The organism is Oceanicaulis sp. (genome assembly GCF_965249665.1).
Taxonomy (GTDB): Bacteria; Pseudomonadota; Alphaproteobacteria; order Caulobacterales; family Maricaulaceae; genus Oceanicaulis.
In genome coordinates this window covers 15001-37161 of the sequence record NZ_OZ252247.1, presented here as the reverse complement: position 1 = coordinate 37161, position 22161 = coordinate 15001, and the positions used below count along the sequence as shown (strand labels likewise).

Below are 22161 nucleotides of genomic sequence, written 5' to 3'. Positions count from 1 at the left end.
AAACCCCGACTCGATCGAGCCGGGGTTCGCGCCTCTTCAGGCATATTGGTGGGCGATACTAGGATCGAACTAGTGACCCCTTCGGTGTGAACGAAGTGCTCTACCGCTGAGCTAATCGCCCTCAAGAGGCGCGGGTTTTATGCCGGGGACTCAACAGGGTCAAGCGTGCGGGCGCAGGAAACGCAGACTTGATGCAGAACGGGCGCAGCCGGGCTTCTGCTAAGTGACAGAAATTCCTCGGTTGCATAATTTTTTTTCGAAAAAATGGTCCGTCATACTTTCGTCAAGAAGAAATATCACTTATAGACCCGCGTCTCGCTGCAAGGCTGTCTCAGTCTGCAGCTAACAAATCCAAATGATAATGAACCCTACGCACGCGAGCTGCTGCGCGTGTTTGAAGGAGGTTTCTCCCCCATGGCCACCAATGACTTCTGCACCCGTGAAGGTGCGCTCCGCCTCAAAGAACGTATCGAAGCATACTGGAAAGAGCGCGGCTACGACGTGAACATCGAACTGACCGAAGCCGGCTTCATGCCGGCCATGCGTTCGGCGCGCACCGATGTGCGGTCCAACATGGTCAACGGCATGCCGCGTCCGGCGAACGATCGCTCCTCCGAGCGTCGCAGCGCCTAAGCGCCTTTACGTGTGACGATCAACTCGGCCAACAGGTCGGGCAACACGCCATACGCATCAAAAAGCCGGTCCGCACCCAGCGTGCGGGCCGGCTTTTCGCTATAACCGCCCTCGAAAATCACGCATCCCGCGCCCGCCGCTCTAGCCGCCTGCGCGTCGGGCTCTGAATCCCCCACAAGCACGCAAGCATGATCGATGGGCTCTCCGCCCATGGCGACGATCAGGTGCGAGGCGTCAGGCTTCTTCGCGGGGGCGTCTTCCGGCCCGATCACTCTTTCGAATCGGCTCCGCATGTTCAAAGCGTCCAGCAAGGGAATCGCCAATTGCGTGGGCTTGTTGGTGCACACCGACAGACGCGCCCCGGCCTCGGTCAGCGAATCAAGCACCGCTTCGACCCCCTCAAAGGGGCGTGAGTGCCGCGCGATGTCGGCTCTATAGGCGTCCATGAACACCTCGAGCCGGTCTTCCACCAGGTCTTCATGGGGCTCGGGACGCCCCTCCCGGACGAAAGCGCGGCGGATGAGCGCCCGGGCGCCGCGCCCGACCATGGCGCGAACGGCCTCGACCGGGACTGGATCAAAGCCCAGAGGCGTGACGCTTTCATTGAGGGCTCGCACCAGATCTGGCGCCGTGTCCACCAGGGTTCCGTCAAGGTCAAAGGCGATCCGGGCGCCGTTCAGAGTGGTGTGCATGGGCTCTCACATTGGGTTTCAGATACATCAGCGAATGTGACGCGTCTGTGCGGTCGCGTCTTGCAGCTTGATAGGCTATAGCGCTCAGACGTGAAAAACGCTGCAGATTCCGCACCTCGCGGACCTTTGTCATTTTGGAGCCCGGCTCATGTCTTCTCGTCCCCGCGCCGCCATCATTCTCGCCGCCGGTCATGGCAAGCGCATGAAATCTGAGATGGCCAAGCCGCTCCACGCCATAGCCGGGCGCTCTATGCTCGATTGGTCGCTGGCGCTGGCGGATGCGGTGAAGGCGGAGCGCAAAGTGGTGGTTTGGGGTGCGCATGCGCCGGCTGTGAAGGCCCAAGCCGAAGCGGCGGGCGCCGAGACAGCCCTGCAAGACCCGCCCCAGGGCACCGGCCACGCCGTGCAGCAGGCGCAAGACGCGCTGGGAAGCTTTGATGGCGATGTGATCGTGCTCTACGCCGATACGCCGCTGATCCAGCCTGAAACCGTTGAGCGGGTGTTTGATGCGCTTGGTGACGGCGCGGCGGTATCGGTTCTGGGATTCGAGCCGGACGCGCCGGGCGGTTATGGCCGTCTGATCGAGAACGCCTCAGGCGGGCTTGAGGCGATTGTCGAGGCCAAGGACGCCAGCGAAGAAGAGCTGAAGGTGCATCTGTGCAATTCCGGCGTCCTGGCGATGCCCGCCGCACTCATGTTTGAGCTGTTGGGCGAAGTGACGAACGAGAACGCCAGCGGTGAATATTACCTCACCGATCTTGTGGGGCTGGCGCGCGGGCGTGGCCTGCCTGCAAAAGCGGTGAAAGCGGATGCAGATGAAGTGCTGGGCGTGAACTCGCGCGTGGACCTCGCCGATGCAGAAGCCGCCTTTCAGGCGCGCGCCCGGCACAGCGCCATGGTCGAGGGGGTGACCCTGATCGCGCCCGAGACCGTCTTTTTCAGCCATGACACGGTGATTGAGAACGATGTGGTGATCGAGCCTCATGTGGTGTTCGGCCCCGGCGTGAGGGTCAAATCCGGCGCCCGAATTCGCGCATATTCCCATCTGGAAGGCGCTGAAGTCCATGGCGGCTGCGAGGTCGGCCCCTATGCCCGCCTGCGTCCGGGCGCCGAGCTGAAAACCGGCGCCAAGGTCGGCAATTTCGTCGAAGTGAAAAAAGCGGTGCTGGGGGAGGGCGCAAAAGCGAACCACCTCTCCTATATCGGGGATGCGACGGTCGGTGCGAAGGCCAATATCGGCGCGGGTACGATCACTTGTAATTATGACGGCTTTCTCAAGCATCAGACGGTGATCGGAGCGGGCGCGTTTATTGGCTCTAACTCGTCACTGGTGGCGCCGGTCAGTATCGGCGAAGGCGCCATGACCGGGTCGGGCAGTGTGATCACCGATAGTGTGCCGGACGATGCATTGGCGGTGTCACGCGCCAAGCAGATGAATAAAGAGGGGTGGGCGGCGCGCTTCAGACGCGCGATGTCGGCCAAAAAAGACAAGATCAAGAAGGGATAGCCATGACCGAGCTTTTAGATCGCCTCAAGGACAAGGCTCTGTTCAAGACCCAGTCCTTCATCAATGGCGCCTGGGTCGAGGGCAAGCCCTGGATCGAGGTGACCAGCCCCTCAAACCGGGCCGTGCTGGCGCAGATGACCGATGTGGGCGCCCAGGGCGCGGAAGACGCCATCGCCGCCGCCGCCGAAGCGTTCAAGACCTGGAAGACCACTTCGGTGTTCGAACGAACGGCGTTGGTCAAGAAATGGCATGACCTGATCCTTGAGCACGCCGACGATCTGGGACATCTAATCACGGCGGAAATGGGCAAGCCCTTTCCTGAAGCGCGCGGCGAAGTGGTCTACGGCGCTGGCTTTGTGGACTGGTCGGCGGAAGAGGCCAAACGCGCCCATGGCGAAACCATCCAGACCCCGTTCCCTGGGTCGCGCGGCTGGACGATCCATCAGCCCATCGGGGTTGTCGCTTGCATCACGCCATGGAATTTCCCCTCGGCGATGATCACCCGCAAATGCGCCCCGGCGCTGGCGGCGGGGTGCACCGTAGTGGTCAAACCGGCGCCGGAAACACCGCTGTCTGCGCTGGCGCTGGCGGAGCTGGCGAAACGTGCGGGAATTCCTGATGGCGTGTTCAATGTGATCACTGGCGACGCCCCGGCCATCGGCGATGTGTTCACCCAGTCTGAAACCGTGCGCATGGTCGGGTTCACAGGCTCGACACCCGTCGGCAAGCTCTTGATGAAGCAGGCGTCCAGCACCGTGAAGCGCGTGGCGCTGGAGCTGGGCGGCAACGCGCCCTTCCTGATCATGGATGATGCGGACATCGAAAAAGCGGCGGACGGCGTCATCGCGTCAAAATTCCGCGCATCGGGGCAGACCTGCGTGTCCGCTAACCGGATCATCGCTCATGCTCCCATCGCCGATAAACTGATCGCGGCGCTGAAAACTCGCATTGAAGCGATCAAGGTGGGCGACGGATTGACGGAAGGCGTGACGGTCGGTCCGCTGATCCATGACGAGGCCGTGGCCCGCGTCGACAAGCTGGTTGAGAACGCGAGAGAGCGCGGCGCGGTCATCCACACCGGCGGCAAATCATTGGCGGATGAGCTGGGCGGCTCGTTCTATGCGCCAACCCTGATCGAGGGCGGCACGGATTTCGAGCTGGAGCTGGCGTGTTTTGAAATCTTCGGCCCGGTCTGCGCAGTCTATCGCGTGGAAACTGAGGACGAGATGATCGAGCTGGCCAACTCAACGCCGTTTGGCTTGGCGGCTTATCTCTACACCCGCGATGTGGGCCGGGTGCACCGCATTTCCGAAGCGCTTGATTTTGGCATGATCGGCGTCAACGCACCGATGGTGGGCTCACCCGCCACACCGTTCGGCGGCGTCAAGGAATCCGGCATCGGCCGCGAGGGCGGCAAATGGGGTGTTGAAGAGTTCACCGAGCTGAAATTCGTGCTGCTGTCTGGAGTGGATCAATGAGCGCGGTCGAGGACAAGACACGGGCCGCCGAAGCGGCGCTTGAGTTCATCGAAGACGGCATGACGCTGGGCCTGGGCTCGGGGTCGACCGCAGACATTTTTGTGCGGCTGCTGGGCGCGGCGCTGGAAAGCGGTTCGCTGACCAATATCAAGGGCGTGCCTACGTCTGAAAACACCGCGCGGGTCGCACGCGAAGCGGGCGTGCCGCTGATCGAAGTGGATCAGGCCGACAAGATCGACGTCACGGTGGACGGCGCCGACGAGGTGGATGGCCGTTTCCGGCTGATCAAGGGCGGCGGCGGTTGCCTGCTGCGCGAGAAGATCATCGCCCATGCCTCCGACCTCATGGTCGTGGTGGTGGATGAGACCAAGCTGGTTGAGTCGCTGGGCGCCTACGCCCTGCCCGTAGAGGTGGATCCGTTCGGTTTCACCATCACCGCCAAGAAAGTCTATGACGCGTTGACGGCGGCTGGCGTGGTGCGACCAGATGTGAAGCTGCGCTGCCGGGGCGATGGCAATGACCCGTTCGTCACCGATGGCGGCCATTACATTCTTGATTGCGCGTGTAAGGCCCTGGCGGATCCCGAACAGGTCGCGGCGCGCCTGAACGCCATTCCCGGTGTGATGGAACACGGCCTGTTCATCAATCTCGCTCGCGCCGTCATCGTCGGCGAGCAAGAGGGCGCGAGGGTGCTGGAACTTTAGGGCGTCACCCTTCCCAACGGCTGACCCGCGGGGCTTTGCGGGGGCGCTCGACGGCCTCGACCTGGGGCGTGCCCACATAGATGAAACCCGCCACGCGTTCCCCGGGCTGCAGACCCAGTGCGGCTTTCATGGGTTTGTCATAGGCGTACCATTCGGTCAGCCATTGCGCGCCGAAGCCCATGGCGCCCGCCGCTATGAGCAGGTTCTGACAGGCCGCGCCAGCGGACAGGACCTGCTCCCATTCAGGAATTTTGTGAGTCTCGTCCGTGTCTGACACTACGGCGATCACCAGCGGCGCGCGTTCAAAGCGCGTGCGCTCCAACTCCAGTCTTTCGGCCGGCGCGTCCGGTTCGAGATCCCGAAAACGCGCTTCAAGTTTTTCACTGAATACGGTGCGTGCTTCGCCTTCAAACACGATGAAACGCCAGGGAAACAGCTTGCCATGATCTGGCGTGCGCGCGCCAATCCGGATCAGCGTCTCGATCTGCTCTGCGCTGGGACCGGGCTCGCCCAGATCTTTGGCCAGGGTTGAGCGTCGTCGCGCCAGACGGGTCAGCATCTCCGCATTCTGAGCGGGCGCGGTCAGGCTGTCGCCAGGATTGGGGAAGTCGGGGGAGGGGAAAGACGCCATTATCTGCCTTCGGATCGTAAGTGGATTTTGACCGTATACGTGAAACGCCGTTATACGTTGTAGCCTAGCACGTCCGGATCAAGTCGGCGCCTGTCCGATGCAGGCCTGGACCGGTCGGGCGAACGATGAAAGTTGGGGATTTGACAATCAACGCCGTTAGTGAAGACGCGCTCAGCCCGGCGGAACGCCGCCGCCGCAAAGTGCGCGATGCGATCATCCATGCCGCCGAAACGATCTTTACCGAAGAGGGAGAGGCGGGGCTGTCGATGCGCCGCATCGCCGAGCGCATCGATTACTCGCCTGCGGCGCTCTACAAATATTTTGATTCCAAGGAAGCCCTGTTCCGCGAAATCCGTGAAAGCTTTTTCGAGCGCCTGCATGACCGGATGAAAGCGGTGAGCGAAGTGGTGGATGACGGACCCATGTTGGGGACCGCCTGCATCCGCGCCTATGTTGAGACAGGTCTTGAACAGCCCGGTCATTACAAGCTGGCCTTCTCGTCTTTCCCCGATATCGACGATCACCCCGAAGAAACCCATGCCTACGCGGCGGCGGAGTTTCTCAATCAGATGATCTCGCAAAGCATGGAGCGGGGCTGGTTTCGGTCGTTAGACCTCAAACTGGCCGCGAAATCAGTTTGGGCGGCGACACATGGCCTGACCCAGTTGGCGGTGGCGATCCCGCATTTTCCCTGTGCTCTGCCGGTGTTCAGCGATGAAGACCGTACGCCCCCCGAGCTGACGGACGAGTTCGTTCGCGCGGAGCTTGACCGGCTGATCTGCTTCCATGCGGAGATGATTTTACGGGGGCTCGGCACGGATCGACTCGTCCAGCGTCTGGAAGCCGGAGAGCGGTTCTAGAAAAAAATATAAAAAATCGGGTAAGTGAACGCTGTTAGCTTTTCAAACAGCGTTTGGCGACCTATATGCCTACGCGCACAGTACAGGATTATCTGACATGACGCGCGTAAAATCTGGGTCCGGGAAGAGATTTGCGCTGACAGTCGCCGCCATAGCGGTGTTTGTCGTAGTCGCCGTCATCGGCGTCAGCACTCTGCGCGGCGCGGGCGCCAGCTCAGATGATGACGGGCGGCAGATTGAAACAATACCTGTCGCTGCCTCCCCTGTTCGTTATGAAGACCAGACCCGGATCAAAGCCTATTTTCCCGGCCTGATCACAGCGCAGCGGCAAAGTGCGCTGGGATTTCCCTCGGGCGGGCAGATCGCCGAAATACTTGTTGATGTGGGTGATCGTGTCGAGACGGGGCAGTCCCTGGCGCGGCTTGATACGCGCGCCTTGAACGCTCAGCTTCAGGCGGCCCGCGCGGACATTCGTGTGGCTCAGGCGCAATCTGAATTGGCTGAGGTGACGTTGAGCCGACAGCAAAGCCTGGTTGAGCGAGGCCATGTGTCTGGCCAAGCCCTTGATGAAGCGCAAGCGTCATATGACGCCGCTCTGGCGCGCATACAATCGGCACAGGCGGTTCGCGATGCCCTGGACGTTCAGATTGAGCTCGCCACTCTGACCGCGCCATTCTCCGGTGTCATTACGGATCGCAGCTTTGATGAGGGCGCCTCGGTCGGCGCGGGCGCGCCTGTCCTGACCTTGGTCGAAAGCGCTGCGCTGGAGCTGCGCGTGGGTTTGCCGTTTGAAGATGCGGCCCGACTGGGAGTCGGTGAAACCTATGAAGTTGAACTCAATTCAGGTGAGCGCCTGTCTGTGACCCTACGCGCGATCACCCAGGTGATCGAGACGCGAGAGCGGACGGTCAGCGCCGTCTTCGATGTGCCGGTCAGCGCGCAAGTCTCAAGCGGCAGCGTTGCACGCCTGGTGCTGGATCATACGCTGTCCGAGCGAGGGTTCTGGGCGTCTGCAGGGGCGCTGACGGAAGGTCGCCGCGGCATGTGGTCCATCTATGCGCTCGCGCCTGCGGGCGATCGTTTCGTCCTCGAGCCGCTGCCGGTGGAAGTCCTCCATTCGGAAGGAGACCGGGTCTATTTGCGCGGGGCTGTCGAAGACGGCCAGCACGTTCTTACAACAGGCGTCCACCGGGTTGCGCCGGGCCAGCCTGTTCGGCCGGCAAGCGAGGGCTGAGCGTATGGCCACCTTGTTTTTCCGCCTGCCGCGGCTGACCTTTTTGGCGATTTTCCTCACTCTTGCGGCGGGACTGGCGGCGCTCGGGGTGATGGGACGCCAGGAAGACCCGTCGCTGACAGAACGCTTCGGTGTTGTGGTCGCAAGCTTTCCCGGCGCAGACGCCGAGCGTATGGAAGCGCTGATCGTGGAGCCGATCGAAGCGGCGCTGATGGAGCTTGTGGAGCTGGATGAAGTGGACTCCACCATTCGCTCCAATATCGCTCTTGTTAGCGTCAATGTCCGCGAAGACCTGAGCCCCGCCATGGTTGAGCAAGCCTGGACGAAAGTGCGCGACCAGGTCTCTGCCGTTGAAGCCAGCCTGCCCGACGGTGTGCTGCCCCTTCGGGTGGAGCGCCAGTATATGGGCGCAGCAACGCTGGTGGTGTCCTTAAGCTGGCCTGATGGCTCGGAAGCCGGGCTCGGCGTCTTGTCACGCCTGGCGGAGGATCTGGCGGACCGCATTCGCAGCGTGCCAGGCACCGACGAAACCGATATTTTTGGCGCCCCTCAGGAAGAGGTGCGCGTCACGCTGGACCCTGAGGCCGCGGCGGCGCTGGGCGTCACGGCCGCAGATATCGCCGGCATTCTGGCGCGATCGGACTCAAAAGCGCCCGCGGGCCGCATGGCGGGACCGGCGCTAGATGTGAATGTGGATGTGGCGGGCGCGTTCGAGACGCTGGATCGAGTGCGAGAGGTGCCTGTGACGCAAGGTGCGCAGGGATTTTTGCGGCTGTCCGACATCGCCAATGTGGAACGCACGCTCCGAACGCCCAACGCGAGCGAAAGCTATTATAACGGGCGCCGGACCATCCTCGTGGCGGGCTATCTCGAGCCAGAGCTTCAGGTCGACGCCTGGGATGCGCGCGCGCAAGCCGTCGTCGCCGAATTCGCCGCCGCCAATCCCGGCGTCGAGGTCGAGATCCTGATGGCCCAGTCTGAATACGTGGTGGATCGGCTGTCCGGACTGGCGCGCAATCTGGGTGTTTCGGCCCTGATCGTGTTCGTCGTCTTGTTCTTCATGATGGGCTGGCGCAGCGCCTTCATTGTCGGATCCGCCCTGCCGCTCACCGTTCTGCTGGTGATGGTGCTGATCAATTTTTACGGCGAGCCCTTGCACCAGATGTCGGTGACGGGCCTCGTCGTAGCACTGGGACTGTTGATCGATAACGCCATCGTGGTGGTGGATGATTACCGCCTGTTGCGCGCCCGCGGTCTTGAGCGACTGGCGGCGGTGGACAAGGCGGTCAAAACGCTGTTCGGGCCGCTTTTGGCGTCGACTCTCACGACGATTTTCGCGTTCGGTCCTATCGCCCTGATGCCGGGCACGGCTGGTGAGTTCATCTCGATGATCGGCATTTCGGTCATCTTCGCCGTAGCTTCCAGCTTCGTACTGGCCTTCACGGTCATTCTGGCGATGGCCGCCTGGTTTGATGATGGCCGCGCCGGAGAAGAGAACGCCCCGTTCTGGCGCGACGGCTTGCGCGCCCGACCGCTGTCCAAAGCGTATCGCAGCGTTCTGAATGCGGTGATCGCGCAGCCCTGGCTCGGCGTGGCGTTGGGGCTGGTCTTTCCCATCGCCGGATTCGCCGCCGCCAGCACTTTGCCAGGCCAGTTCTTTCCGCCGACCGAGCGCGATATGTTCCAGGTGCGGCTGGTCCTGCCGCCCGCCAGTTCGATTGACCAGACCCGCGACCGGGTGATGGAAGCGACCGACCTCATTCTCTCTTATGACGGGGTGGAAGATGTGGTCTGGGTGCTCGGCGAGGCCAGCCCGCGTGTTTATTACAATATGTTTGGGTCCGAGGAAGGGCGGCCAAACTTCGCTCAAGGCTTCGTCCGCGCGACTGACGCCCGCACATCGCGCCGCGTGGTGCAGACGCTTCAGGCTGACGTCCGTGAGCAATTTCCCAATGATCAGTTCCTCGCCTTGCCGTTTGAGCAAGGGCCGCCCGCGCCGGCGCCGATCGTCATCGGCGTCATTGGCCCGGACCTGGCGGTGCTTGACCAGCTGGGCGATGATATCCGGCGCATCCTCGGGTCGACGCCGGGCGTGACTTACACCCAGGCGGAGCTGGCGCTGGGCGAGCCCATTGTGCGCCTCAATGTCGATGAAGCCGCCGCCAGCCTGTTCGGCGTTCGGCTGGGGGATCTGGCGGACCGCGTCCGGGCCGATGTTGACGGCGTGGTTGGCGGATCCGTGCTGGAAGGCGTGGAGGAATTACCCGTTCGAGTCGTCGCCCCGCAAGACCGGCGCGCCTCCGCGGCGTTAATCTCCGCTGTGCCTGTGCCGACCGCTGATGAGTCCGGCCGATCCACCCCTGTGGGCGCGTTCGGAGCGGTGTCTCTTGAGCCTGAGACCTCTGTGATCACGCGCACGGATGGCGAGCGGGTGAATGAGATTTATGGCTATCTCTCCCCATATGTGCTGCCCGCCTCCACGCTCGCCGAGTTTCAAGCGCGGTATGAGGCGCAAGGCCAGCCCTTGCCTCCGGGATACCGGCTTGTCATAGGCGGGGAAGCGGAAAACCAGGGCGAGGCGATGGCCAATCTGATGTCTACCGCCATTCCCTTGCTGATCTTGATGGTCGCTGCGGTCGTCCTGGCGTTCAACTCATTCCGCTATGCAGGCGTGATCTTCTGCGTCGGTTTCCTGTCTGTAGGGCTCGCCATGTTTGGCGTGTGGATGTTCGGAACGCCGCTGGGCTTTAACGCTATTGTCGGGTCTTTGGGACTGGTGGGGCTGGCGATCAACGGTTCCATCGTGGTGCTCTCAGCACTGAAGGCCAACGCGAAGGCCCGTCAGGGAGACGCTGACGCCGTACGGGAGACCGTGGTGGACGCCACACGGCACATCGTTGCGACGACGCTGACCACCATTGGCGGGTTCGCGCCCTTGCTGGTCCAGGGCGATGCGTTCTGGCTTCCGTTCGCGGCGGCCGTTGCAGGCGGTGTGGCGGGCTCCGCGCTTTTGGCGTTGATCTTCGCGCCGGCGGCGTTCGTATTGCTGTCCCGGTTTGAAACCCGTGACGAACCCAAGGCCGAGACACGGTTAGAGCCCGCCTCATGACAGAGCGTAAACGCGGCCCCTGGACGATTCTCAACGAGCGTCTGGGCTATGAGAATCCATGGATGCAAGTGCGGGAATTTGACGTGTTGCGTCCTGATGGCGCGCCAGGGCTTTATGGTGTTGTAGAGCCCAGAAACGCCGCTATCGGCGTGCTGCCCGTATTTGAGAATGGCGACACGGTATTGGTGGGTCAGTACCGTTTCGCGCTGGACGCCTATTCGTGGGAATTGCCGGAGGGCGGCGGAGCGGTGGGCGCTGACCCGCTTGTCGCCGCCAAACGGGAGCTGACCGAAGAGACGGGGCTTAGCGCGTCGCAGTGGTGCGAACTGATTGAATTTGATGTGTCAAATTCGATCACAAATGAGCGCGCCCAAAGCTATATCGCATGGGGTCTTGAAGCAGGGCAGCCGAACCGCGAGGGCAGCGAGGCTGACATGCAGATGCGGCGTTTGCCCTTGCGCGAGGCGCTGTCCATGGCCACTTCTGGCGCTATTCGGGACGGGTTCTCCCTGATCATGCTGATGACTGCGGTTGAAAAGGCCCGTCTTGGCGCTCTTGACCCTGACCTCTCCCGGTCCATCCTGTCCGGGCTTGATAAAGCCTGAGACGCCTGCCTTGCGACCCTCACAGGAGCCGCCCATGACCATCGCGCAAACCCAGACTTTCGCGGAGACGCCGCTTGCGGGCTCTGTCTGGAACCGGCTGCGACTGGAAGCCGCCTCGGCTGCGGCGGAAGAGCCGATGCTGGCGAGTTTTCTGAACGCGGCGATTCTGCGTCATGACGGTCTGACAGAAGCGCTCGCGCACCGGGTGGCGTCGAAGATGAGCGACTCCCAGCTGGACGCGTTACAGGTCCACGATGTGGCCAAGGCGGCGCTGGAAGCCGAACAGGACCTGGTCGAGCAGGCCGCCGCCGATATGCTGGCGGTGGACGAGCGCGATCCAGCCTGCCGCTCGCTCTTGCAGCCCTTCTTGTATTTCAAGGGCTTTCATTCTCTGCTGTGCTACCGCATCGCACACCGCCTTTGGCGGGAAGGGCGCGATACGCTGGCGTTTCATATGCAAAGCCGGATGTCGGAACGTTTTGGCGTCGACGTGCATCCTGCCGCCCAGCTGGGGCGTGGCATCATGATCGACCACGCCACGTCCGTGGTGATCGGCGAGACGGCGGTGGTGGGCGATAATGTTTCGATCCTGCACGAAGTCACGCTGGGCGGCACGGGCGCGGATAGCGGTGATCGTCATCCCAAGATCGGCAATGGCGTGCTGATTGGCGCCGGCGCCAAGGTGCTGGGCGATATCGCCGTCGGCGCAGAAGCGCGGATCGCAGCCGGCTCGGTCGTCTTGTCTGACGTACCGTCGCGCTGCACCGTGGCGGGGGTTCCCGCCAAGCCCGTGGGCGGGCGGTGCGCCGAGCCGTCGCGCACCATGGACCAGACCTTCTCGGCCAATGGCGACGACAGCTAGTCCTGCGCCCTTTGTGTTGCCCTGAGCGGGGAGAACGCTAGGGTGCGCCAGACTCATCGATCCATGAACAAGAGGTAGTGCCGTGTCCGCGCCCGTTTTTACCGCTGCTGAAGCGAAAAAAGTCGAAACCTTTCTGCGCAGCAAGCTGAACCCGAAACTGGCGGTCCGCCTGCGCCAGCGCGCGGACGAATGCGCGGAAATCTACATCGAATCCGAATTGCTGGGTGTGGTGTCCAAGAATGTGGAAGAGGGCGAAACCTCTTACTCGTTCGAAATCGTCATTCTCGACATTGACCTTGAAGGGGTCTGATCAGTCGCTCTGACTGGCGATATCACCTCCTGTGATCCTGAGCGTCGACCAGCTTGAAAAGACCTATCGCGGCGGCGTCAAAGCCGTCCGCGATGTCAGCTTCGACGTGGATGCGGGAGAGCTGCTGGCCCTGGTTGGCGAATCCGGCTGCGGCAAGACCACGACGCTCAAATGCATCAATCGACTGCTGGAGCCGAGCGCCGGTCGGGTCTTGGTGGAAGATGAGGATGCGGCCGGCCTTGATCCTGTGAGCTTGCGGCGCCGGATCGGCTGGGTGATGCAGGGCGACGGCCTGTTTCCGCATATGAGCGTGGGCGACAATGTCGCCGTCACGCTGAGGCTCCTCGATTGGACGCCGCAGCACATAACGCAACGTGTCGACGAAATGCTGGAATTGGTCCGGCTGGACCCGGCGCAGTTCCGTGATCGGCGTCCCGGCACGCTGTCGGGCGGTCAACGCCAGCGAGTGGGCGTGGCGCGCGCGCTGGCGGCGGGCTCCAACCTCGTCTTGATGGACGAACCCTTTGGCGCTCTGGACCCCATTACCCGCGATGCTTTGCGCCGTGACTTCATCGACTTGCAGAAACGGATGGGGTTTGCCGCGGTCATGGTGACCCATGACATGGCCGAAGCGCTTTTGATGGCGGACAGGATCGCGGTCATGCATGACGGCGCAATCGTCCAGTCCGGCTCACCCCAGGCGCTGCTGAACGCGCCCGGTCACGCAATCGTCAGGACGATGCTGGAAAGCCCGCTTCATGAAGCGGACGCCGTGCAGGCCTTGAAGTCCGAGGCGGAGCGCGGTGATGTTTGAGGCTCTGCCCAATCTGATTGAAAACTTGCCCGCTTATTTGGGCGGTCATATGCGATTGTCTGTTGTTGCGATCGTAACGGCGCTCATCGTGTCCTTGCCGCTCGGGATCGTCGCGGCGCGCAATCCCGCCATCGCACGTCCGGCGCTGGGCGTGGCGAGCGTGCTTCAAACCATTCCTGCGCTCGCTTTGCTGGCGCTGATGGTGCCTGTGCTGGGCGGAATGATCGGGTTTCTGCCCGCTTTCATCGCGCTGACGCTGTATGGCGTTCTGCCGATCTTGCGCAACACCATTGTCGGGCTTCAGGGCGTGCACGTGACCGTGCGCGAAGCGGCGCGGGGCGTCGGGATGTCGCCGGCGCAAAGTCTGGTGCAGGTCGAGTTGCCGCTGGCGGCGCCAGCCATTATCGCCGGGATCCGCACCGCCACAGTCTGGGTTGTCGGAGCGGCGACGCTGGCGACGCCTGTCGGTGCGACGAGCTTGGGCAATTACATATTTTCCGGACTGCAAACGCGCACCTGGGCGGCGGTCATCTTCGGCTGTTTGTGCTCGGCCGGTCTGGCCTTGCTGCTGGACCAGCTGATCGCGGCCATCGAACGCGCGTTGAAGATAGGCAAGCCCCGCAGTGCGATTGGGGCGGCGTTGGCGACGGTTCTCATTCCGGCTTTGGCCCTTGGCGCCGCTACACTTATTAATACCCGCCCAGGTGATGGAGTGAGCGCAGAGAGGGCGCGCGCTGAAAGCGGGCTCAGCGAGCTGCCCGTGGTGGTGGGCGCGAAAAGCTTCACTGAGCAATACATTCTCGCCGAAGTCATTGAATCCCGGCTACGCGCGGCGGGCGCGCAGACAGAACGCCGTGACAATCTGGGCTCTACGGTGGTGTTTGACGCGCTGCGCTCGGGCGAGATTGACGTCTATGTGGATTACACCGGGACGCTGTGGGCCAACGCGATGGGCGAGGATGCGCCAATTGGTCGGCATCTGATGAACGCAGCAGTGACGAGCTGGCTCTATGAAAGCGCAGGCATCGTCTCTCTAGGTCGGCTCGGATTTGAAAACGCTTATGGATTCGCGGTCACCCGCACATTCGCAGCGGCCAATGATCTTGAAACCATTTCAGATCTGGCCCGATTGCCATCGCAGTCGATTGGCGCGGACCCTGAATTCTTCGCACGACCTGAATGGGAACGGACGCGCAGCCTTTACGGGCTGGGAGCGGGCGTTGAGCAGCGCAGCATGGATTCCACCTTCATGTATGACGCGGTCCAGAATGGAGCGGTCGACGTGATCACAGCCTATACCTCAGACGGGCGCGTGCTGGCGTATGACCTGGTCGTGCTTGAAGATCCGCTTGGCGCCTTGCCGCCTTATGACGCTGTAATCCTGTTGTCAGCCGATGCGGCGCAGCGTCCCGCAATCGCCCGTGCCCTGGCGCCGCTTCTGGGCTCGGTCGACGCGGATTTGATGCGTCAGGCCAATGCCGTTGTGGAGGTTGAGCGCCGGTCCGTGGGTGAGGCCGCCCAGCTGATTCTGGATGCAACACAGCCCTGAAATGTGAAACGGCCCCGCGCAGGCGCGAGGCCGTTCACTCGGGTCCAGCTCTGTCCTTAGAGAACCGTCAGCATGCTCGCCACGAGCGGGTGACGCACAATGTCTTCCTTCTGCAGGCGGACCACGCCGATATTGTCCACTTCTTCAAGCTTGTCGGCGATGGTGGCCAGGCCTGACATTTCAGGCAAAAGATCAGTCTGGGCCGGGTCGCCGGTCACCACCATGGTGGAGTTCCATCCAAGGCGGGTCAGCAGCATTTTGAGCTGGGCATAGGTGCAGTTCTGCGCCTCGTCCACCACCACGAAGGCGTTGTTCAGCGTACGGCCGCGCATATAGCCGATCGGAGCGATCTCGATCAGGCCTTCCGCCATGAGCGCCTTCAGGCGTTTGGGGCTGAGCCGGTCCGCCAGCGCGTCATAGAGCGGACGCAGATAAGGCGCGAGCTTCTCTTCCATGGCCCCGGGCAGGAAACCGATCGATTCGCCGGCTTCCACAGCTGGGCGCGACAGGACGATGCGGCCGACTTCGCCGTTCTCAAGCGCTTCCACGCCCTTGGCGACCGCGAGATAGGTCTTGCCCGTCCCCGCGGGGCCCAGAGCCATCACGAGATTGTGGGCCTCAATAGCCTCCATGAGCTCGGCCTGGTTTTTCGAGCGCGGTTTGACGTTCTTGGTGTAGCTCTGATCGCGCATCGGCTCCTTGTCATCCGGGGACCAGCTGGTCCCGGGGAAGAGCGAGCGAACTTTCTCTTCCTCATAGGCGTCAGCATTGAATTGTCCGGCTTGGCGGCGTTTGGTGGCTCGTCTGCCCATGTCAGGCCCTCCAGAAGACAAGAAAAAACCCCTCACGCGGCAGCGGAGGGGTCATCAAAGCGGTTGAAATGAAGGCTGAGGACTCAGACGATTCCGACGCGCTGGGCGGCGGGGTCATCTGATCTTGCGGTGGCGCGTACGCCATGGCGACCTCCTTCACACATCCGGCGCCTTGCGGCGCGTGCGAAGCGAATCGAAACCTTGATCTCGAATCGCATGCACAGTGTGATGTTGGACGCCTAACGAAGTATGAGTCCATAGGTCTCATGACCGACATAAATATGTTTTCAGACCGCAATATATTGCGGCGCAACACCTGGGGAGGCCCTATATGGCCCTGTACAGCCTGGACAATGTAAGCCCGGAAATCAGCGATGACGGCGCCTGGGTCGCGCCCGATGCGGCTTTGATTGGTCGTGTCAAACTCCTGCCTCGGGCCTCGGTCTGGTTCGGCGCTGTGGTGCGCGGCGATAATGAGCTGATCACGATCGGCGTGGAGTCCAATGTGCAGGACGGTTCGGTCATGCACACCGACATGGGTTTTCCGCTCACCCTGGGTAAAGGCGTCACCGTGGGGCACAAGGCCATGCTGCATGGCTGTACCGTGGGCGATTACTCGCTGATCGGGATCGGCGCGACGATTCTCAACGGCGCCAAGATTGGCAAGAACTGCATCATCGGCGCACACGCCCTGATCACCGAAGGCAAGGAGATTCCGGACGGCTCGGTCGTGATGGGCGCGCCGGGCAAGGTGGTCAAAGAGATTGGTGAAGGGGTGGCCGAGATGCTCAAAGCCAGCGCCGATCATTACGCCGATAACGCGGCGCGTTACGCCCAGGGGCTGAAGCCTGTCGGATAGCCTGAATCAAAACGGCGCCGCAGAAGACTCTGCGGCGCCGATAGCATCAGTTCTGTGATGGTCTGCAATGAGCTTCCAGGTTCAATCCCGGCGGCCCCAGAGATCGCGGATGCGTTGATCGGCGTTGCGGCCCAGATTGAACCAGGCGCTGCGATCGCGTGAAGCGTCCACCACAAGCAGCTTGTCATCGCGCGCCAGCAGATGGCTCAATTCATTGCGCAGATGTGCTGCGCTCGCGGCGCCGCGCAGCAGCCAGACGCCAGGGGTGATGGCTTCCACATCCCCGAAATCTTTCAGAGCAGCTTCAAACCCGCCGCGGCTGTCAGAGTTGAGATCGGCGACAATGACAAAATTTGACGTGCGCGCATCACTGGGCGCAGGGCGTCGTTCACCAGGCGCGCGCCTGGCTTCGTCCAGCCAGGCTTTGAGTTGCGGCACGTCGCGCGCATCGCGAAATTCACCATCGCGTTGTTCTGATACGGTGGAGTGCACCGCCACACGGCCTTCGCCGACGAAGGCTCGCATTTGCGCTCCCGTGTAAGGCCCGTAGACACGGCCTTCCACTTTCACAAACCAGGACATGGCGATTCCGTCGTCGCGCGGCATCAAAATTTCTCCCGGCCAATAGGCCCTATTGCCTGAGGCGTCATCCTCTATCAGGCAAGAAACGGGCCGTTCCCCTCGGTATATGGTGTCTCAAGATGACGCTGTCATGCGTCCTCTGTGAAAAACCACCCGGAGCCCTCAACTCCGATCGGCAGGAGGATCGAACGCTACTGCGAAGCCATTGTCCAGCCATCGTGCGACATGACCTTGCATATCGCCCACCCGAACAGCCTCTCCGAGGCGCGGGCGTTCAAGGCAGGCGAAGGCGGCGCCGCTGATCGAGACGTCGATCACATCCGCCTGGATCACCACGCCGTCACGGAGCCTGATCTTGGCCCGTCCGCGTCCAGGTTTGCGAGGCGCGGTGCGGTCTTCATCCAGCCCCAGGCGTTGCATATTGAAACGCCAGGTAATGGCGTCGGCCAGCCGGTCGCGTTTGCGCTGGGAGCCTTGCAGCCGAACGATGAAGCCGGACCGTCCCGCACGCAAAACCTCGCCTTCCATCCGGCCCAGACCGTCAAACAGCAAGACGACGCGTTCGCCCTTTTCAGGCGGGGTTTTGCTGGAGATTCGAGCGCCGCCAGGCGAGACATCGACAAGCGTGCAGCTGAACTCACCTGCGCTAGGCGACAAACCGCGACCGGTCAGCGACAGGCGCACACGACGATGACGGCGGCGCTCTTCAGCGCCGCGCGCGGCAATCTTGATTTTCCGGCGGTCCAGCCGGGCGCTCAAATCAACCGGTCGCGTCATATCACCCTCGACTCATACGAGAAGTTAGGGCGTGCACACTTAATATTTCGCTAGTTTAGCTGTCGTTCGCCACGCGCAGACCTGCTGCTTCAAAACTGGGTGCGGTGAATGCGGAAAAATGCGGATCCGGGCATTGCGCCGGATGCAGCGCCTGTAGCCGGTGTCTTACAATGGGGCGGCTGTTGGCGGGACGCGGGGTCAGGGGCTGATAGAGGCCGAGCACGCGATCGAGCCATCCTTCCGGGCCCTTGAGCGGCAATAGCGCGATCTCGACCGAGGTTTGCTCGCTATCAAGGCTGACAGCTTCTGTCACGAGACTGGCCGGGGCAGGGGTCGACAGCGCTCCTTCCAACAAGGCCGAGACATGCGCCCGGTCATGGCCCTGCCAGAGCGACAGGAAGTTTTGATCGCGAAACTCGCGTTGATGCATCCGGCATAAACCGGTGCCCGCCAAGCGAAACACATGGTGACCCTGATCCATTCGGCGCAACAAGAACAGGTTCGCCAATAACGATCCCAGATCCTCCGGAGCGATATCAGCGCGCTGCGGCGCAGATTCGCCGCGTCGGCGGGCTTCCCAATAGGCCAGCAATGTCTTTGTGTTGGGGTGCTTCACGCGCCGTCCCTCTTTCTTCGTCATTTCGGGCGTCCCTCTCCGAGCCTTGATCAGGCGCGGCGCCGAACTTGACGGCACAGTTTGCAAGGGGCTTGCCAAACCCCTGAGACAGGCGGTTTTTCCATGTTGATAAGCGCGGCGCCTGTTTTCGGCCTCGGTCTTGCAACTCGAAGCGAGAATGAGAACGGAGACCGCCATGCGCGTTTCAACACGATACGCTTCCGCACTGGCCGCCCTGGCGGCGAGCCTTCTGGCGTCCGCGGCGATGACGGCGCCGGCGTTGGCTGTGACTATGACCGGCTCTGGCGCCGGCGATCCGTGTTGCGCCCCGCCGCCTCCGCCACCTCCCTGTTGCACGCATCCGGGTGGTCCGGTGATTGGCGCGCCCAGCATCAATATCGGCGCGCCCAGCGTTCATGTGGGCGGCACGACCGTCAATGTGGGCGGCGTTCATGTGAACACTTCGGTCAACGTCAATGTCAGCGCGACAGCGAGCGCTGGCGCGACGGCGACTTCGTCTGCAGGATCGGGCGCCACCATCTATTATGGCGGCGGCGGATATTTCAGCCGGGGCGCGGCTCCGGCGGCGAGCATGGTTTCAGGCCTGCGTCTGGCTGGTGAAAGCGAATACGAGAGCTATGAAGAAGAGCGCTCGCGCTGGGTCGAGGAATGGCGACTTGTCCGCGCGTATTGCATGGACGACAGCGGCAATCCGCATCCCGCTTCGCGTCCGGACCCTGATGAACGCGTGACGCCAGACTTTGACGGCGAGATCTTCCGCTGCGTTGCGGGCACCGCGCTTCAGGCGACCCTGGGCTGGCGCGAGGCGGGCGAAGACCGTTTCGACGGCGTTTCTATTCAATGTCAGAAGGGCGAGGCTCTGCGCTATGGTCGGGGCGGCGAGCTGTTCTGCGCCCCGCAAGAGCATCGCCGCAATTGTAATGAGAGATCGCTGCTGCGCCTGCATGGTCCGGGCGTTAAGCTGATCTGGTATCGTTATGAAGAGCATTATACCGAGACTGTCGAACGCCGCAGCGAACGGTATGAGCGCAGCTCCATGACCTTGATGCTGGATGGCGGCGTGGGCGGATACCACTAAGCCTTTAGCCGTTGCCGAATGATCAAAACCCCGAAGGGTCCACCTTCGGGGTTTTTTGTGTGAGCTGGACCGCTTGATCCTGGAGAAGAAAAAGGCCGCCCCAGTGATCAGGCGGCCAGTCAGTTGGGTATGTCTTTTATTGATTTAGTTCCCGCGGGTCTGTGTCGCGAAGGTGGCTGCATTGCCCACGGCGGTCGCAGAACTGGTGAGTGTGCGAATTTGGCCGTTATGCACGGTGGCGGCGCTGGCGGTGACGGCGCCGGAATTGATCTGGTTGATGTCGCCCGTCACGCCCACCGGGCAAGAGGCGCAGACATAGGCTGATTGCGCATTGCCGATGGCGGTGGCGTTCAAAACAGAGCCCAGTCCCGCACCGGAGCCGCCATCATACCCGCCCACCATGGACACGCTGGCGACCACATCGCCGGAATTGGTCTGCTGGACGCCTGAATAGGTGTTCGCGCCTATCGTCGAGGTCAGGACCGAATTACCGACAGCGTTTGCGGATCCCGTCGCGTAGCCATTGGCGAAATCGCCGGCCAGGATCACGGTTTCAGAGCGGGCTTCACCGGAGTTGAACTGGACGCCGCCCACCTGGCTATCGCCATAATCGTTCTGGAAAGTGGCGGTGTTGCCTGCCGCTTGCGACGCCGCCGTCACGCCATAATCCGCATTACCGACCTCCGCATACGCGGTTGAGGTGGTTGACCCTGTTTGGGACTGATCGAGCGTCAGCACTGACTCTTCGTCCTCGGCGGTGGAGAGCAGGCTGTTGCCCGCAGCAACGGCGCCGACAACACTGGTTTCGATCTCTGCGCCTGCGGCGTCCACACGCGCTTCGGCGCTGGAGTTCGCGGCGCTTGCCTGGCGAATCGACAGGGTCTGACCGCCTTCCGCACTCGTCTGGATCGCATTGACCGCGCTCGAGGCCGTTTGCACGGTATGAGCGGCGTAGTCAGAGATGCGCAAAGCCGACAGGGCGCTGACCTGTCCTGCTTGGGCGGTTTGCTCAAGATCCATCGCCAGAGCGCCATCCTCGACTTGGGCCGTCAGGGCGTTGCCCTGAGCGGTGGCCGTGCTGATGACGCTGGCCCACACCCCGTTCGCGCTTAACAGCGAGCTGGCGCTGACCGAGCCGTCCAGAGTTTGTGAACCCGAGATCTCGCTATCGCCAGACAGGGCGCCTGTGCCGGAGTTGCCTTGCGCCACAGCCGTAGAGACCATGTCCCGCACGCCGTCCGCACTCTGAGTGTCTTCACTAGAGACCGGGCCGGTCTGGTCCTGGTCGAGCTCGACCTTATTGATAGGTTCCGCGAAGCTGGCTGCGGATATCAACGTCGCGGCGCTGGTGCCCGCGATCAACACTCGTGCGAGCCTGGACATAGGGAGCCTCCGTGGGGGCGTAAGCGGTGTTCAGCTGAACGCCGCCGGTAATGTTGGACGGGCCGATCGGGTCGTTGAAGGAGCAAACTTGCTCTGGCGCGACCTGGTAAAGCTGTGACGAGATCTCCAGCACAGCGCGCTCGACGACCGAACGCACGGCGAGCTGGATCGGCTCCAGCGAGCGGCCGCCCGCTGACGCATCCAGCACCACATCGCCAAAGAAGGCGAAAACGCCGGCGGACAATTCGCGACCGATGATCTGTTTCTGGTAGGAAACCACGTCGACCACTTCCAGCGTCCGCGAATCGATGAGACGCAGGTCGAGCCCCACATTCATCACATACATGCGGCGCGAGAACAGGCCGGACGGATCTGAGTCCACAGAATCCCCCGCCAGAACGTCCTGACCGTTCGAGCGGATATTGGCGTTGAGCTCGGTGATGCCGCCCACCAGATAATAGTCAGAGCCAGGAATTGAGCCGGCGTAAATCTGGCGATAGCCGTCCTGCTCGGCTGCGTCGCCGATCAACTGATTGTTGGCGTAGCGCAATTCGAGTTCGGCGACCGACGTATCAAAACGCTCCACCAGTCGCGCGCCAGCCTTGGCGAAAGCGCTGATGGCCATCAAGGATGCGCCTTGAGTCACGCGCGTGCCGCCTTCCGGGTTCATCTGGCCGGTATAGTCGGCAATCCGGCCCACCGCGACACGCGGCGCGGCCTGGCCATGCTGGCGCGCATAACCGGACAAACAGACCAGAGCATCAGAATAGGGGGTCGGATTCGGGGTCACCGGCGCACCGCCTGTCGGAGTGGCGTATAGCCCGTCAGATCCTGGCGTCGAGGTGGCGCAGGCTGTCAGCGTCAAGGCGGACGCAGCCGCGGCGAGGAGGCGCTTAACGATCATTGGCGGACGCTCCTTGAGTGGACTGAGACTCCGCGGTTGCGGCGACCGCGCCCGCATTGGCGGTGATGTCGCCGGTATTGGTCTGGCGATTGTTGATCACCACGGTGTTGTAATTGCCGTTCACGACCACATTGAGCTGGT

At 62.2% G+C, this 22161-nt stretch carries 23 protein-coding genes and 1 tRNA gene (1 of these 24 only partly in view); 14 read left to right on the top strand and 10 right to left on the bottom strand.

Annotated features, from left to right (window positions below; translation table 11 throughout):
- Positions 1 to 46 precede the first annotated feature (46 nt).
- Positions 47 to 121: transfer RNA gene (locus ACP154_RS00190), tRNA-Val, on the bottom strand.
- A 293-nt stretch (positions 122 to 414) separates the two neighbouring features.
- On the opposite strand from ACP154_RS00190, the gene ACP154_RS00185 reads away from it, so the two are divergent.
- Positions 415 to 633, top strand: a complete 219-nt coding sequence (locus tag ACP154_RS00185; protein ID WP_022701867.1) for a phosphoglycolate phosphatase — start codon at positions 415 to 417, stop codon at positions 631 to 633.
- On the opposite strand, the gene ACP154_RS00180 is transcribed toward ACP154_RS00185, so the two are convergent.
- The gene (locus tag ACP154_RS00180) at positions 630 to 1325 is read right to left on the bottom strand and encodes an HAD hydrolase-like protein (protein WP_421857984.1); all 696 of its coding nucleotides are present in this window, start codon (positions 1323 to 1325) and stop codon (positions 630 to 632) included. The genes ACP154_RS00185 and ACP154_RS00180 overlap by 4 nt on opposite strands.
- 148 nt (positions 1326 to 1473) lie before the next feature.
- Here ACP154_RS00180 and glmU point away from each other — a divergent pair, with 148 nt between their 5' ends.
- The 3 genes from glmU to rpiA are packed head-to-tail and all read left to right on the top strand — an operon-like array spanning position 1474 to position 5014.
- On the top strand, positions 1474 to 2832 hold the full coding sequence (gene glmU, locus ACP154_RS00175) for a bifunctional UDP-N-acetylglucosamine diphosphorylase/glucosamine-1-phosphate N-acetyltransferase GlmU (RefSeq protein ID WP_421857986.1): 1359 nt from the start codon (positions 1474 to 1476) through the stop codon (positions 2830 to 2832).
- 2 nt (positions 2833 to 2834) lie between these two features.
- Entirely contained in the window at positions 2835 to 4310 is a 1476-nt protein-coding gene (locus ACP154_RS00170) for an NAD-dependent succinate-semialdehyde dehydrogenase (protein WP_133723603.1), read from the top strand.
- Positions 4307 to 5014: a ribose-5-phosphate isomerase RpiA gene (rpiA, locus tag ACP154_RS00165; protein WP_421857989.1), complete on the top strand. Its 708-nt coding sequence runs from the start codon at positions 4307 to 4309 to the stop codon at positions 5012 to 5014. Before ACP154_RS00170 ends, rpiA begins: the two co-directional genes overlap by 4 nt.
- 4 nt (positions 5015 to 5018) lie before the next feature.
- On the opposite strand, the gene ACP154_RS00160 is transcribed toward rpiA, so the two are convergent.
- Positions 5019 to 5645, bottom strand: coding sequence for a nitroreductase family protein (locus ACP154_RS00160; protein WP_421857991.1), 627 nt, complete (start codon positions 5643 to 5645; stop codon positions 5019 to 5021).
- Between the two features lie 125 nt (positions 5646 to 5770).
- Between ACP154_RS00160 and ACP154_RS00155 the strand changes: the two genes are divergently transcribed.
- The 8 genes from ACP154_RS00155 (at position 5771) to ACP154_RS00120 (ending at position 14988) form a co-directional block, all read left to right on the top strand.
- Positions 5771 to 6505, top strand: coding sequence for a TetR/AcrR family transcriptional regulator (locus tag ACP154_RS00155; protein WP_107711122.1), 735 nt, complete (start codon positions 5771 to 5773; stop codon positions 6503 to 6505).
- A gap of 97 nt (positions 6506 to 6602) precedes the next feature.
- A complete protein-coding gene (locus ACP154_RS00150) occupies positions 6603 to 7739 on the top strand; it encodes an efflux RND transporter periplasmic adaptor subunit (RefSeq protein ID WP_421857994.1) in 1137 nt (378 codons plus the stop codon).
- A gap of 4 nt (positions 7740 to 7743) precedes the next feature.
- Positions 7744 to 10848, top strand: coding sequence for an efflux RND transporter permease subunit (locus tag ACP154_RS00145; protein ID WP_421857996.1), 3105 nt, complete (start codon positions 7744 to 7746; stop codon positions 10846 to 10848).
- Positions 10845 to 11453 carry an NUDIX domain-containing protein gene (locus tag ACP154_RS00140; protein ID WP_421857998.1) on the top strand — a complete coding sequence of 203 codons (609 nt, stop codon included), beginning with the start codon at positions 10845 to 10847 and terminating at the stop codon, positions 11451 to 11453. The genes ACP154_RS00145 and ACP154_RS00140 overlap by 4 nt, the downstream gene beginning before the upstream one ends.
- 34 nt (positions 11454 to 11487) lie before the next feature.
- Positions 11488 to 12315: a serine O-acetyltransferase gene (gene cysE / locus ACP154_RS00135; RefSeq protein ID WP_107711118.1), complete on the top strand. Its 828-nt coding sequence runs from the start codon at positions 11488 to 11490 to the stop codon at positions 12313 to 12315.
- Positions 12316 to 12397: 82 nt separating this feature from the next.
- Positions 12398 to 12625 carry a DUF3126 family protein gene (locus tag ACP154_RS00130; protein ID WP_421858002.1) on the top strand — a complete coding sequence of 76 codons (228 nt, stop codon included), beginning with the start codon at positions 12398 to 12400 and terminating at the stop codon, positions 12623 to 12625.
- Positions 12626 to 12656: 31 nt separating this feature from the next.
- On the top strand, positions 12657 to 13439 hold the full coding sequence (locus ACP154_RS00125; protein ID WP_421858004.1) for an ATP-binding cassette domain-containing protein: 783 nt from the start codon (positions 12657 to 12659) through the stop codon (positions 13437 to 13439).
- Positions 13432 to 14988 (top strand): ABC transporter permease/substrate-binding protein, encoded by a 1557-nt coding sequence (locus ACP154_RS00120; protein WP_421858006.1) that lies wholly within the window; start codon positions 13432 to 13434, stop codon positions 14986 to 14988. Before ACP154_RS00125 ends, ACP154_RS00120 begins: the two co-directional genes overlap by 8 nt.
- A 56-nt stretch (positions 14989 to 15044) precedes the next feature.
- Here ACP154_RS00120 and ACP154_RS00115 read toward each other — a convergent pair whose 3' ends face one another.
- Complete coding sequence (locus ACP154_RS00115) at positions 15045 to 15800, bottom strand: PhoH family protein (RefSeq protein ID WP_421858008.1); 756 nt, start codon at positions 15798 to 15800, stop codon at positions 15045 to 15047.
- 331 nt (positions 15801 to 16131) lie between these two features.
- Here ACP154_RS00115 and ACP154_RS00110 point away from each other — a divergent pair, with 331 nt between their 5' ends.
- A complete protein-coding gene (locus tag ACP154_RS00110) occupies positions 16132 to 16659 on the top strand; it encodes a gamma carbonic anhydrase family protein (RefSeq protein ID WP_421858010.1) in 528 nt (175 codons plus the stop codon).
- A gap of 81 nt (positions 16660 to 16740) precedes the next feature.
- Here the strand turns inward: ACP154_RS00110 and ACP154_RS00105 are convergent, their stop codons facing one another.
- From ACP154_RS00105 to ACP154_RS00095, 3 genes are all read right to left on the bottom strand, one after another.
- Complete coding sequence (locus ACP154_RS00105; RefSeq protein ID WP_107711113.1) at positions 16741 to 17265, bottom strand: DUF4339 domain-containing protein; 525 nt, start codon at positions 17263 to 17265, stop codon at positions 16741 to 16743.
- Between the two features lie 138 nt (positions 17266 to 17403).
- Positions 17404 to 18018 carry a PilZ domain-containing protein gene (locus ACP154_RS00100; RefSeq protein WP_107711112.1) on the bottom strand — a complete coding sequence of 205 codons (615 nt, stop codon included), beginning with the start codon at positions 18016 to 18018 and terminating at the stop codon, positions 17404 to 17406.
- A 55-nt stretch (positions 18019 to 18073) separates the two neighbouring features.
- Positions 18074 to 18658 (bottom strand): PAS domain-containing protein, encoded by a 585-nt coding sequence (locus tag ACP154_RS00095; protein WP_421858013.1) that lies wholly within the window; start codon positions 18656 to 18658, stop codon positions 18074 to 18076.
- 172 nt (positions 18659 to 18830) lie between these two features.
- Between ACP154_RS00095 and ACP154_RS00090 the strand changes: the two genes are divergently transcribed.
- Positions 18831 to 19733, top strand: a complete 903-nt coding sequence (locus ACP154_RS00090) for a hypothetical protein (RefSeq protein WP_421858015.1) — start codon at positions 18831 to 18833, stop codon at positions 19731 to 19733.
- 144 nt (positions 19734 to 19877) lie between these two features.
- Here the strand turns inward: ACP154_RS00090 and hfaD are convergent, their stop codons facing one another.
- The 3 genes in view from hfaD to hfaA are tightly spaced (each overlapping or abutting the next) and all read right to left on the bottom strand, a layout consistent with a single transcriptional unit that may run on beyond the window.
- Complete coding sequence (gene hfaD / locus ACP154_RS00085; RefSeq protein WP_421858017.1) at positions 19878 to 21116, bottom strand: holdfast anchor protein HfaD; 1239 nt, start codon at positions 21114 to 21116, stop codon at positions 19878 to 19880.
- Entirely contained in the window at positions 21031 to 22020 is a 990-nt protein-coding gene (hfaB, locus tag ACP154_RS00080; RefSeq protein WP_107711109.1) for a holdfast anchoring protein HfaB, read from the bottom strand. The genes hfaD and hfaB overlap by 86 nt, the downstream gene beginning before the upstream one ends.
- Positions 22010 to 22161, bottom strand: partial view of a holdfast anchoring protein HfaA gene (hfaA, locus tag ACP154_RS00075; protein ID WP_421858020.1) — the final stretch only. Its footprint extends 316 nt past the window's final position; the window shows 152 of its 468 coding nt (coding positions 317–468); the start codon falls outside the window, past its right edge; its stop codon occupies positions 22010 to 22012. The genes hfaB and hfaA overlap by 11 nt, the downstream gene beginning before the upstream one ends.